The organism is Nocardioides sp. (assembly GCF_035503875.1).
GTDB lineage: Bacteria > Actinomycetota > Actinomycetes > Propionibacteriales > Nocardioidaceae > Nocardioides.
This window is the reverse complement of the sequence record NZ_DATJTA010000100.1, coordinates 1-11,667: the sequence shown is the minus strand read 5'-3', so window position 1 is coordinate 11,667 and position 11,667 is coordinate 1. Positions and strand designations below refer to the sequence as shown.

12 protein-coding genes are annotated in these 11,667 nt (G+C 70.7%); 3 read left to right on the top strand and 9 right to left on the bottom strand.

The genetic code is table 11. The annotated features are described in order from the left end of the window. Positions 1–247 precede the first annotated feature (247 nt). Positions 248–1,201: an IS481 family transposase gene (locus tag VMF51_RS24235; protein ID WP_325477057.1), complete on the top strand. Its 954-nt coding sequence runs from the start codon at positions 248–250 to the stop codon at positions 1,199–1,201. Positions 1,202–1,223: 22 nt separating this feature from the next. Here the strand turns inward: VMF51_RS24235 and VMF51_RS24230 are convergent, their stop codons facing one another. Then, positions 1,224–1,820 (bottom strand): TetR/AcrR family transcriptional regulator, encoded by a 597-nt coding sequence (locus tag VMF51_RS24230; RefSeq protein ID WP_325477056.1) that lies wholly within the window; start codon positions 1,818–1,820, stop codon positions 1,224–1,226. Positions 1,821–1,892: 72 nt separating this feature from the next. On the opposite strand from VMF51_RS24230, the gene VMF51_RS24225 reads away from it, so the two are divergent. Continuing rightward, complete coding sequence (locus VMF51_RS24225) at positions 1,893–3,077, top strand: cytochrome P450 (protein ID WP_325477055.1); 1,185 nt, start codon at positions 1,893–1,895, stop codon at positions 3,075–3,077. Between the two features lie 79 nt (positions 3,078–3,156). Here the strand turns inward: VMF51_RS24225 and VMF51_RS24220 are convergent, their stop codons facing one another. The 8 genes from VMF51_RS24220 to VMF51_RS24185 all read right to left on the bottom strand — a co-directional run bounded on the left by VMF51_RS24220 (position 3,157) and on the right by VMF51_RS24185 (position 10,962). Then, positions 3,157–4,191, bottom strand: a complete 1,035-nt coding sequence (locus VMF51_RS24220; protein ID WP_325477054.1) for a lysylphosphatidylglycerol synthase domain-containing protein — start codon at positions 4,189–4,191, stop codon at positions 3,157–3,159. A 10-nt stretch (positions 4,192–4,201) separates the two neighbouring features. Further along, the gene (locus VMF51_RS24215; RefSeq protein ID WP_325477053.1) at positions 4,202–4,654 is read right to left on the bottom strand and encodes an META domain-containing protein; all 453 of its coding nucleotides are present in this window, start codon (positions 4,652–4,654) and stop codon (positions 4,202–4,204) included. Then, positions 4,654–5,895 carry an arginine deiminase gene (locus VMF51_RS24210; RefSeq protein WP_325477058.1) on the bottom strand — a complete coding sequence of 414 codons (1,242 nt, stop codon included), beginning with the start codon at positions 5,893–5,895 and terminating at the stop codon, positions 4,654–4,656. The genes VMF51_RS24215 and VMF51_RS24210 overlap by 1 nt, the downstream gene beginning before the upstream one ends. 55 nt (positions 5,896–5,950) lie before the next feature. Further along, on the bottom strand, positions 5,951–7,408 hold the full coding sequence (locus VMF51_RS24205; RefSeq protein ID WP_325477052.1) for a basic amino acid/polyamine antiporter: 1,458 nt from the start codon (positions 7,406–7,408) through the stop codon (positions 5,951–5,953). A 179-nt stretch (positions 7,409–7,587) separates the two neighbouring features. After that, complete coding sequence (locus VMF51_RS24200; protein WP_325477051.1) at positions 7,588–8,274, bottom strand: SDR family oxidoreductase; 687 nt, start codon at positions 8,272–8,274, stop codon at positions 7,588–7,590. After that, positions 8,274–9,242, bottom strand: coding sequence for a zinc-binding dehydrogenase (locus tag VMF51_RS24195; RefSeq protein WP_325477050.1), 969 nt, complete (start codon positions 9,240–9,242; stop codon positions 8,274–8,276). Before VMF51_RS24195 ends, VMF51_RS24200 begins: the two co-directional genes overlap by 1 nt. Positions 9,243–9,265: 23 nt before the next feature. Then, complete coding sequence (locus VMF51_RS24190; RefSeq protein ID WP_325477049.1) at positions 9,266–10,447, bottom strand: NADP-dependent malic enzyme; 1,182 nt, start codon at positions 10,445–10,447, stop codon at positions 9,266–9,268. Positions 10,448–10,596: 149 nt separating this feature from the next. Then, on the bottom strand, positions 10,597–10,962 hold the full coding sequence (locus VMF51_RS24185; protein ID WP_325477048.1) for a S24 family peptidase: 366 nt from the start codon (positions 10,960–10,962) through the stop codon (positions 10,597–10,599). A gap of 80 nt (positions 10,963–11,042) precedes the next feature. Here VMF51_RS24185 and sodN point away from each other — a divergent pair, with 80 nt between their 5' ends. Further along, the gene (sodN, locus tag VMF51_RS24180) at positions 11,043–11,444 is read left to right on the top strand and encodes a superoxide dismutase, Ni (protein ID WP_325477047.1); all 402 of its coding nucleotides are present in this window, start codon (positions 11,043–11,045) and stop codon (positions 11,442–11,444) included. The last annotated feature ends 223 nt before the right edge of the window (positions 11,445–11,667 follow it).

The window sequence follows — 11,667 nt, the reverse complement described above, 5'->3', positions numbered from 1 at the left end:
AACCCGCGTATATCAGTCTGACCGCGCGTCGCCAACGACACGCTCACCAGCCACCCACGACGACGAAGCACGAGGCGCCCGCCCGAACCATCGGGACGGGCGCCTCACCCTGCCGCTTGACAGGAGGTCGCTACATATCAGGTGTACCGAGCCAGGACGTTGGTAGCAGGCGCGTCGGCTTGAACGGGTGAGAGCCTCCGAGTGGGGTGTGGCTTGTCTAGGACCGCTCCCACCCTCGGAGGCTCTCGTGTCTCACCGTAATGCTCGTACGACGTTCCAAGGTCGGCTGCTGATCGTGCAGCGCCGTCGCGACGGCTGGCCTCAGGCGCACATCGCGGCGGCGATGGGCATCTCGCGCAAGTGCGTGGCCAAGTGGCTGGCCCGCTACGCAGAGGCCGGCGAGGCCGGTCTATACGAACGGTCCTCGCGTCCTCGCTCTTGCCCACGTCAAACCAGCGCCGTCGTGGAGGAGCGCATCGTCGAGTTCCGCTGCCGCGAGCGACGCGGACCGGATTGGATCGGCGCCGAGCTCGGCGTCCCCGCCCGCACCGTGTCACGCGTTATCGCCCGGAAGGGTTTACCACGGCTGGCGCAGCTGGACCCGATGAGCGGCGAGGTCATCCGAGCCAGCAAGGCGACAGCGATCCGCTACGAACGCGAACGCCCGGGCGAACTGGTCCACATGGACGTCAAGAAGCTCGGCCGGGTCCCCGACGGCGGCGGCTGGCGAGCCCATGGCCGGGGACCAGGTGACAACCGCGATCGCGACAAGACCATCGGCTACGACTTCGTCCACTCCCTCGTCGATGACCACTCCCGCTTGGCCTACTCCGAGATCCTTGCTGACGAGAAAGGTGCGACCTGTGCGGCGTTCCTCGACCGCGCGCTCGCCTACTTCGCCAGCCACGGCATCGCTCGTATCGAACGGCTGATCACCGACAACGCCTGGGCCTACCGATGGTCGCTGCGCGAGGTCTGCGCCGCGCACGGCATCCGGCAGAAGTTCATCAAGCCCCACTGTCCCTGGCAGAACGGCAAGGTCGAAAGGCTCAACCGGACCCTGGCCACCGAATGGGCCTACCGGCAGGTCTTCATCAGCAACGACGAACGCTCAGCCGCCCTTGCGCCCTGGATTGAGCACTACAACACTGAACGCCGCCACAGCGCACTCGGAGGACTCCCACCAGTCAGCCGCCTGTGACCAACGTGTTGGCCCGGTACAGCTAGGGCCGGGTCGCCAGACCGTCGAGGACCAGGTCGCAGATCCCGGCGGTCAGGCGGTCGGCGTTCGCCGCCGGGTCCTCGTGCGGCCGCTCGATGGCGACACTGAGCCCGGCGATGGTGACCGCGCCGAAGACGCTCACCGCGACCGTGGCCGGATCCTCGACCCGCCGCAACGACCCGTCCTCCACGCCCTCGGTGAGCAGCTGCTCGATGGGCTGGTAGAACGCGCCGTTGATCGCGAGCGCCAGCTCCGGCAGCCGGGCCACGCGGCCCAGGTCCCCCATCAGGGCGCGGCACAGGTACGGGTGCTCCAGCATGATCCCGAGCTGGGCCAGCATGGCGGCCCGCAGCCGGGTCCGCGCGTCCTCGGGTCCGCTCACCGCCACTCCGACGGCGCTCGAGATCATCTCCAGGATGTCGCCCAGGAGGAACTCCAGGACGCCGTTCTTGCCGTCCAGGTGGTAGTAGATCGTCGCCTTCGGGATGCCCGTGACCTCGGCGATGTCGTCGATCTTGGTCCCGTCCAGACCGCGTTCGGCGATGAGCTCCGCCGCGTCGTACAGCCGACTGGCGAGCTTCGCCGGAATCTTCCGCATCGGCACATCCTATGTTGTACTGAGAGTCCAAACTCCCGATCCATACTCTCGGACCGTCCCACGGAGGCGCTCGTGACGATCGACCAGCAGCTGACGTACCGGCCGTGGGATCCCGACGTGATCGCCGACCCGTATCCCGTCTACCGCGAGCTGCGGGAGCGCGCGCCCGTGTTCTGGTCCGACGAGGCGAACGCCTGGGTCCTGAGCCGGTACGCCGATGTCACCGCGGCCCTCACCGACCCGGCGACGTACTCCTCGGCGTCGGGCGTCTACCCCACGCCGCCCGACGTGGACATGACCGAGCTGTTCCTGCCCATGCTGGTGATGAGCGACCCGCCCCGGCACACCCAGCTGCGGCAGATCGTCAGCAGAGCCTTCACCCCGCGCCGCATCGCCGCGATGGAGCTGGGCATCCACGCCATCGTCCACGAGCTTCTCGACGACGTCCCTGCCACCGGGACGTGGGACTTCGTCTCGGGGCTCTCCGGTCCGCTCCCCGCGATCGTCATCGCGGACATGCTCGGCATCCCCCGCGAGGACCGGGACCACTTCCGGGCCTGGTCCACGACCCTGATCCAGGGCAATCCCATCCGCGGCGAGATGGGGCCGGGGCTGGAGGCGGCAGCCGCCCTCTACGACTACTTCTCGTCGTTCCTCGCCGAACGTCGCTCGCGCCCCCAGGACGACCTGATGTCGGCGCTCGTCCAGGCCGAGGTCGACGGCCAGCACCTCAGCGAGGACGAGCTGCTGGGCTTCTGCCTCCTGCTGCTCGTGGCCGGCCACGAGACGACCACGAACCTGCTCTCCAACGGCGCCGTCCTGCTCGCCGAGCACACCGGGGTCCGCGAGCGGCTGCGCAACAACCGGGACCTGGTGCCCTCCGCCGTCGAGGAGCTGCTCCGCTACGACTCGCCGGTCCAGGGCATCGGGCGCACGCTGACCCGGCCGGTCGAGCTCTACGGACAGCGCATGGAGTCCGGCGACTCGGTGCTGCTGCTGTTCGGCTCGGCGAACCGCGACGACCACGCGTTCCCCGACGCCGAGGTCTTCGACATCACGCGGCGCCCCGAGCGACACGTCGCCCTCGGTCGTGGCATCCACTTCTGCCTCGGCGCGTCGCTGGCCCGGATGGAGACCCGGATCGCGCTCGACGTACTCCTCGACCGCCGGTCGTTCGCCTGGGACGTCGACCTGTGCGCCGCCGAGCGACTCCGCTCGGGTCCGATCCGCGGCTTCGCCTCGCTGCCCGTGCGGTGATCGGCCAGCGGGCTCGGATGGGGTTGTCCAACGGCCGCAATTGCGGCGGTTGAGCAGGTTGCCGGGTCCTCGACCCGTTCTACGGCCGCAATTGCGGCCCTGATGCGGCCGCCGACGCCGACGCCCCCCGCCGCCACACGGCCAGCGCCCCGAGGCCCAGCAGCACCGGGCCGCCGACCGTGAAGACCCGCCACACCACGAGACCCGCGACGCCGGCGGCCTCCACCTCGGACCCGGCGGCCTCGACCAGTCCGGCGAGCACCAGCGCGTCGACGACGCCGATCCCGGAGAACGGGAAGATCGTGAAGGGATAGGCGAACAGGTACGCGACCGCGATCTCCGCGAGCGCCACCTCGGAGCTGTCCAGGCCCACGAAGCGCAGGCACAGCACGAGCAGCGTGAGGTCCACGGCCAGCATCCCCACGAGCGCCACCAGCGACTGGGGGAAGCCGCGCCGGAACCGTACGACGATCTCGCTGCGGAACTCCGCGCACGACCGCGCCCAGGCCTCCGGGTCCACGCTGCGCCGGACCCGGCGGGCCGCGCGCCCGGCCCGACCGCCGACCGCCAGGGCGACCTGCTCGCTGCGGACGACGAGGAGCACCCCGACCAGGATCGCGAGCGAGATGGCGATGCTGAGCAGCTCCAGCCAGCGCGGCCCCGGTGCCCGGCCCAGCAGTCCCAGCAGCACGAAGCCACCGATCGGCGCGGCGAACCGGACCACGTAGAAGGTCAGCGTGTTCATCACCGTCCCGGCCAGGGCCTTGACGGTGGGCACGCCCCACGACCCGAAGATGCTCAGCCGGAGCGCCAGGTCGCTCGGCGGCGGGGCCAGGGACGCCATCAGGATCGCGGCCTGGTCGTTCAGCGTGGCCTGGTACGGCGAGATCCCCGGGATGTACAACGCGAGCGGCAGGGCGTTGAGCACCTGCCGGACCAGCAGGACCACCAGCAGGACCAGCGGATGCCACCAGGTCAGCAGCTTCAGGGCCGCCCAGACCTCGGCCCAGTCGACCCGGCCGATCAGCCGGACGACGACGACCGTGATGATCCCCGCGACGAGGAGCAGGCCCAGGCGGGCGACCCAGGCCGGGCGGCTGGCGCCGGTCCTCACCCGATCTCGATCACGAGTCCGACGGCTCCAGGGTGAGGACGACCTCGTCCTGCGTGAGCTCGAGGTCGCCGTCGACCAGCCGGGCGGTCACCACCCCCGTCCGGAACAGGCTCGTGAGCCACTCGTCCTGTGCGGCGACGTCCTCGACGCAGCCCATCAGGGTGGCCGCCGGCTCGCCGGACCAGGCCAGCTGGTCCCCCGTCACGTCGTACTCGGCCGTCATCGTGTTGCACCCCGCCGAGACCGCGAGTACGCCGTCCTCGAAGCTCAGCCGGACCCGGGTCCCCTCCACCAGCTCGTGACCCACCACCTCGGTCGAGGCGTACGACGAGCCGTCGAGGTCGTCGGCCGTCACCGCGGACGGCTCCGCGGTCGACGCGTCGGACGCGCTGTCGTCCTCGGACCCGCAGCCGGCGAGAGGCAGGAACGCGAGCAGCAGGACCGGGACGACCCGGCGTCTCATCAGAAGTCCACCGGGTCACGGCTGATGGGGCAGGTCATGCAGTGGCCGCCGCCGCGGCCGCGGCCGAGCTCGGCCCCCACGATCGTGATGACCTCGATCCCCGCCTTGCGCAGCAGCGTGTTGGTCAGGGTGTTGCGGTCGTAGGTCATCACCACGCCCGGCTCGAGGGCGACGGCGTTGTTGCCGCTGTCCCACTGCTGCCGCTCGGACTGGTAGACGTCGCCGCCCGTCTCGATCACCCGCAGCTCGCGCAGGCCGAGCGCCCGGGCCACGACGTCGACGAACGGGGTGCTGCCCTCGTCGATGACCTCGACGCCGGGCTCCCGGTCCGACGGCACCAGGGTGAAGGTGTGCACCCCGTCCATGATGGTCGGGTAGAGGGTCACCATGTCGCGGTCGACGAAGGTGAAGACGGTGTCCAGGTGCATCGCGGCGCGCAGCTTGGGCATCCCGGCGACGATGACCCGCTCGGCGGCGCCCTGCGCGAAGAGCGCTGCCGCGACCTGCGTGATGGCGTGCCGCGAGGTGCGCTCGCTCATGCCCACCAGGACGACGCCGTTGCCCACGGGCATCACGTCGCCACCCTCGAACGACGCCTGCCCCCAGCTCTGCTCGGCGTCCCCCCACCAGACCGTCGACCCGACGAAGTCAGGGTGGTAGGAGTAGATCGCCTGGTAGAGGAGCGTCTCCTCCTTGCGGGCCGCCCAGTAGAGCGGGTTCATCGTGAGGCCGCCGTACAGCCAGCAGGTGGTGTCGCGGGTGTAGAGCGTGTTCGGCAGCGGCGGCATGAGGTACTCGCGCGCCCCGGTCGACTCCCGCGCCAGCGCGGCGTACCCGGAGCGGAAGTCCCCGGGCAGGTCCTGGGTCGCGAGCCCACCGATGAGGAACTCCGCCAGCTCGCGTGCCGGCAGGCTCTCCAGGAAGGCGCGGGTGCCGTCGACCAGCCCGAGCCCGACCTGGTTCGGCACCACCTTGCGGTCCAGCAGCCAGTCCCGGGCGCCGGGCACCGCGAGGGTCTGCGCGACCAGGTCGTGCAGCTCGACGACGTCGACTCCGCGACCGCGCATCTTGTTGACGAAGTCCGCGTGGTCGCGCTGTGCGTTCTCGACCCACAGCACGTCGTCGAAGAGCAGCTCGTCGCTGTTGCTCGGCGTCAGTCGGCGGTGCGCGAGACCGGGCGCGCAGACGAGCACCTTGCGGAGCTTGCCGACCTCCGAGTGCACTCCGTAGGTCGAGGACACGCTCTCGGTCATCAGATCCTGCCTTTCTGTCGAGGGCAACGAGGTACTCGCGAGGTCAGAGCTCGATCCGACCGGTCCACAGGCCGATGCCGCCGATGATCGCGCCGGTCACGATCAGCGCGAACAGGGCGAGCTCCGCCGGGGAGAAGATGCGCCGGTCGTGCTCGCTGCGCGCCTTGACGTAGAGCAGCGCCGCCGGCGCGAGGAGGACTGTGGAGAGCAGCACGAACTTCATGCCCGCCGCGTCGAAGAGGAAGATCGTGTACGCCGTCGCCGCGCCCGCCACGATGGTGTCCCGGCGGCGCGCCTTGGCCGGCACGCCGTCGTACGACTCCCCCGTCAGCCCGAGCTTGAGGGCGTACGCCGCCGCCAGCAGGTAGGGCAGCAGCGCGAGGCTGGTCGACAGGTCGAGCATGAAGTTCAGCGCGTCGTCGACGAACAGTGTGAGTGCCAGCAGCGCCTGGACGCCGAGGGTGGTGGCGACGAGGGCGACGATGGGGGTGCCGGCCTCGTTCTCACGGCCGAGGAGCTCGGGGAAGTCGTCGGCGCGGGCCGGGATGAACATGACCTCGGCCGCCATCAGGGTCCAGGCCAGGTAGGCGCCGAGGACCGAGACGATGACCGCGACGCTGATGAAGATCTCGCCCCAGTCCCCCACCACGGACTCGAAGACGCCGACCATCGACGGCTGCCGGGTCGCGGCGAGCTCGGGCTGCGGCACCACGGCGTAGCTGGAGAGCGTGACCAGCGCGAAGATCGACAGCACGCTCAGGAAGCCCATGACGGTCGCGCGGCCGACGTCCTCGCGCCGCTTCGCGTAGCGGGAGTAGACGCTCGCGCCCTCGATGCCGATGAACACGAACGTCGTGATCAGCATGGTGTTGCGGACCTGCTCGTTGAGGTCGCCGAGGTCGCCGTACCCGTAGGCGGTCCAGTTGTCGGAGAAGACGCCCGCGTCGAAGTTCACGAAGAGCACGACGATGAAGACCAGGATCGGGAGGATCTTGAAGACCGTCACGATCCGGTTGATGATCGCGGCGTCGCGGACGCCGCGCGCGATCAGGTAGTGGAAGACCCACACGCCGACCGAGCCGACGGCCACGGCGAGGAAGGTGTCCCCGTCGCCGAAGCTGTCGAAGAACGCGCCGACCGTCGCGGTCATGAAGACCCAGTAGAAGGTGTTGCCCGCGACCGCGCTGGCCCAGAAGCCGATCGCGGAGTTGAAGCCGGCGTAGTCGCCGAAGCCGGCCTTGGCGTAGATGAAGACCCCGGAGTCCAGCTCGGGTTTGCGGATCGCGAGGTTCTGGAAGACGAAGGCCAGCATCAGCATGCCCGTCCCGGCGATCGCCCAGGCGATCAGCGAGCCGAGGATGCCCGTCGCGACGCCGAAGCGGGCCGGGAGCGAGAAGACGCCCGCCCCGACCATGCCCCCGACCACCATCGCGGTCAGGGTCGGGAGGCTCAGCTTCGCCACGGTCCCGCCCGCAGGCGTGCTGTCGGTCTGCGTGCTCACGTGTCCCCCTCGCGGAGCTCCGTGGGCGCGACGATATCGATCAGGAGACCCGCGGGCAATGGGGTGCGCGCGTCGAGCGCGCCCCGAGTGCTCGCCAACGTGGTACCTCCTGGTCGGAGATCCGAGCGTAGGCAAGAGGGTGACTTACCCGCCTCACGAGATTCGGGTGAGGCGGGTCGTCAGGTGGGGCGCAGGGTCAGGTCCGTCAGGGTCGCATCGCGCGGCAGGTCCAGCACGTGCAGGATCGCGTCGGCCACCGTCTCGGGCTGGATCCACGCCGCGGCGTCGTACTCCTTGCCCTCCTGGCGGTGCACCTCCTCCTGCATCGCCGTGGCGGTCCGGCCCGGGTAGACCGAGGTGACCCGGACGCCGTACGGCGCCTCCTCGGCGCGCAGCGCGTCGGCGAGGGCCTTCAGCCCGTGCTTGGTGGCGGCGTACGCCGACCAGCCCGGGTGGGCGTGCAGCCCGGCGCCGGAGTTGAGCAGCACCACCGTGCCCCGGCGGGCCCGCAGGGCGGGCAGCGCGATCCGGGTGAGGGCGGCGGGCGCGACCAGGTTCACCTGGAGCTGGTCGACCCAGGCCCCGACGCTCAGCTCGGCGACGGAGCCCAGCTCGGCGATCCCGGCCGCGTGGACGACCGAGTCGAGTCCCTCCGGCAGCCGGAGCGACTCGACGGAGTCGGGCCGCGAGAGGTCCGCGACGAGGACCTCGGAGCCGGGCAGGGCGGCCGCCAGCTGCTCGGCCCGCTCGGCCGAGCGGGCCAGCAGCACCAGCTCGTCGCCCCGCTCGAGGAGCCGGGTGGCGAGGACCGCCCCGATGCCGGAGCCGGCGCCGGTGAGCAGGTGGACGCGCGGCTGCGCGGACATCAGCGGGTGAAGACGATCTTGCCGAACAGGTCGCCGCCGGCCATGGCGGCGAACCCCTCGGCGGCGTCGGCCATCGGCAGGACCCGGTCGATCAGCGGCCGGGCGCCCGAGGCGTCGAGGAGCGCGACCAGGGAGGCCAGCTCGTCGCGGGTGCCCATCGTGGAGCCGATGACGCTGAGCTGCAGGAAGAAGATCCGGGTCAGCTCGGCGTCGTCGAGGTTCGGGCCGGACGTCGTACCCGAGGTGACGATCCGGCCGCCCGGGCGCAGCGCCCGGATGGAGTGCGACCAGGTCGCCTTGCCGACGGTCTCCATCACCGCGTCGACCTTGACCGGCAGCCGGGCGCCCGACTCGAAGACCTCGTGGGCACCGAGGTCGAGCGCCTTGGCGCGCTTGGCCTCGTCGCGGCTGGTCGCGAGCACCCGCAGACCGGCCGCTCGGGCGAGGGTGATGACCGCGGTCGCCACCCCGCCGCCGGCCCCCTGGACGAGCACCGTCTCTCCGGCCTTGAGCTGGCCCCGGGTGAAGAGCATCCGGTACGCCGTCAGCCAGGCCGTCGGCAGGCAGGCCGCCTCCTCGAAGGACAGCGACGCCGGCTTCGGGACCACGTTGCGACGCGGGACGGCGACCTTGTCGGCGAAGGTGCCCTGGTAGCGCTCGGAGAGCAGCGACCGCTTCGGGTCGAGGGTCTCGTCCCCGCTCCACGACGGGTCGCTGATCACGGCGTGGACGACGACCTCGTTGCCGTCCTCGTCGTACCCTGCGGCGTCGCAGCCGAGGATCATCGGCAGCGACTCCTCGCGCAGCCCGACCCCGCGCAGCGAGAACAGGTCGTGGTGGTTGAGGGACGCGGCCTTGACGGTGACCGTGGTCCACCCGTCCGGTACCTCCGGGTCGGGGCGCTCCCCCACCCGCAGGACCGAGACCGGGTCTTCCTTCGAGAACGTGTCGGCGTAGACGGCAAGCATCCCCAGAACCTACCGGCCGGTGGTCAGCGTCGCGCCACGCCGTCGCGCCGGGCCGCCTCCGCGACCGCGGACGAGACCGCACCCGGCACCCGCGGGTCGAACGGCGACGGGATGATCATGTCCTCGGCCAGGTCGTCGCCGACGAGCGACGCGAGCGCCTGCGCCGCGGCGAGCTTCATGCCCTCGGTGATGGCCGTGGCGTGCGCGTCGAAGGCGCCCCGGAAGATGCCCGGGAAGGCCAGCACGTTGTTGATCTGGTTCGGGTAGTCCGAGCGCCCGGTCGCCACCACGCGGGCGTGCCGATGAGCCACTTCGGGCAGCACCTCGGGCGTGGGGTTCGCCAGGCCGAAGATGATGGCGTCCGAGGCCATCGGGGCGATCTGCTCCTCGGGGACGTTGCCGCCCGAGACGCCGATGTAGACGTCGGCGCCGACCAGCACGTCGGCCAGCGAGCCGGTCCGGCCGGTCAGGTCGGCCGTCATCTCGGCGAGGGCCTTCTTGACCGGGGTCAGGTCCTCGCGCGAGGAGTGCAGGACGCCCTGGCGGTCGACGACCACGCAGTCCTTGATCCCGGCCTCGAGCAGGATCTTGGTGACCGCGACGCCGGCCGCGCCCGCACCGCCGATGACGACCCGGGTCGACTCGAAGCTGCGGCCGGTGAGCCGCAGCGCGTTGGTCAGCGCCGCGAGCGCGACCACGGCGGTGCCGTGCTGGTCGTCGTGGAAGACGGGGATGTCGAGCAGCTCCTTGAGCCGGTCCTCGATCTCGAAGCAGCGCGGCGCCGAGATGTCCTCGAGGTTGATGCCACCGAAGCTGGGCGCCATCCGGACGACGGTCTCGATGATCTCCTCGACGTCGGTGGTGTCCAGGCAGATCGGGATGCCGTCGACGCCGCCGAACTGCTTGAACAGCACGGCCTTGCCCTCCATCACGGGCATCGCGGCGGCCGGTCCGATGTCGCCGAGGCCGAGAACGGCGGTGCCGTCGGTCACCACGGCCACGGTGTTGGGCACCCAGGTGTAGTGCTGGGTCATCGCGGGGTCGGCCGCGATCGCCTCGCACACCCGGGCGACGCCCGGGGTGTAGGCCATCGAGAGGTCGTCGCGACCCTCGAGCGCGACCGTGGAGCTGACCTCCATCTTGCCGCCGACGTGCAGGTCGAAGACCGGGTCTCCGGCGTGCGGGTGGGACTGTGCTTCGTTCATGGTGACCAGTGCTTTCCAGGCGCGGAGGCCGTCGGAACTCTTGAGGCTCCGGCTCGACGCGGACGGGGTGGTGCCGCGGAACCGGGTGCACGGGGCGGTGGGTTCTCAGCAGTCTCGCACAGGGCCCCGGCATTCATAGGTGGGCTCCGTCACAACCATCTGGCCGGTCGCGGCCACGGCCAGAAGCGGCCCCTGACCACGGCGACCACGTCCTCGTCCGCGACCGGTCCGCGGTGGCGGGAGTCGACGCCGGCGGCCGGGTTGTCGCTCAGCAGCCACCATCCCGCGCGGCCGGACGCCGTCGTACGACGCTCCGCCGCGCGCTTGACCACGAGCGTGCCGTCGGCGAACCGGGCCACCACCAGCCGGCCCGGGCGCACCCTGCCGCGGTGGTCGACGACCAGCCGGTCACCGGCGCGGAGGGCGGGCAGCATCGAGTCGCCGGAGACATGGGCCGGCCCGAGCAGGGGTACCCGTCCCGCCAGACGTCGGACCCCTCGAGCTGCGTGCGGCACGCGGAGTAGTCTCGCAGCCGAGCGCGTCCGCCCCGGCGGCGTACTCCGACAACCGAAGAAGAGACGACGAGAGGACCCGCATGTTCGCGCGACTGTTCGCACCCACGCTTGAGGTTTCCGCCCACTGCGACCTGCCCTGCGGTGTCTACGACCCGGCCCAGGCCCGGATCGAGGCCGAGTCGATCAAGGCGATCATCGCGAAGGTCGCCGACAACGACGACCCGGACTTCCGCACCCGCGCGATCCTCATCAAGGAGCAGCGCTCCGAGCTGGTCAAGCACCACCTGTGGGTGCTGTGGACCGACTACTTCAAGCCCCCGCACTTCGAGAAGTACCCGCAGCTGCACACCCTCTTCAACGAGGCCACCAAGCTCGCGGGCGCCGGCGGCACCAAGGGCTCGACCGACATCGCCAAGGCGGACGAGCTGCTGGCGAAGATCGAGGAGATCTCCAAGATCTTCTGGGAGACGAAGCAGGGTTAACCCGGGGGGACGACCCCCCGGAGCCCCCCGGCTGCGCGCCCGATCGCGAAACCGGCGATTTTATCGGGCGCGCCGGTCGGCGGTCTGCCGAGGGGCACGCACTCTCTGTTAGGCGTGGCACGCCGTCCGCAGCACGCGGCACGGCGTGACCACGCCGCTTTTATTTGGGCTACAACCGTTCTGACCAGGGCTTTCACCGAAGGCGAAACACGTGGCAAGGACG

Excerpts from the sequence above, each read along its gene's own strand:
- VMF51_RS24230 (WP_325477056.1), bottom strand. The coding sequence starts at position 1,820 with ATGCGGAAGATTCCGGCGAAGCTCGCCAGTCGGCTGTACGACGCGGCG.
- VMF51_RS24215 (WP_325477053.1), bottom strand. The coding sequence starts at position 4,654 with ATGAGACGCCGGGTCGTCCCGGTCCTGCTGCTCGCGTTCCTGCCTCTC.
- VMF51_RS24200 (WP_325477051.1), bottom strand. The coding sequence starts at position 8,274 with ATGTCCGCGCAGCCGCGCGTCCACCTGCTCACCGGCGCCGGCTCCGGC.
- VMF51_RS24195 (WP_325477050.1), bottom strand. The coding sequence starts at position 9,242 with ATGCTTGCCGTCTACGCCGACACGTTCTCGAAGGAAGACCCGGTCTCG.
- VMF51_RS24190 (WP_325477049.1), bottom strand. The coding sequence starts at position 10,447 with ATGAACGAAGCACAGTCCCACCCGCACGCCGGAGACCCGGTCTTCGAC.
- sodN (WP_325477047.1), top strand. The coding sequence starts at position 11,043 with ATGTTCGCGCGACTGTTCGCACCCACGCTTGAGGTTTCCGCCCACTGC.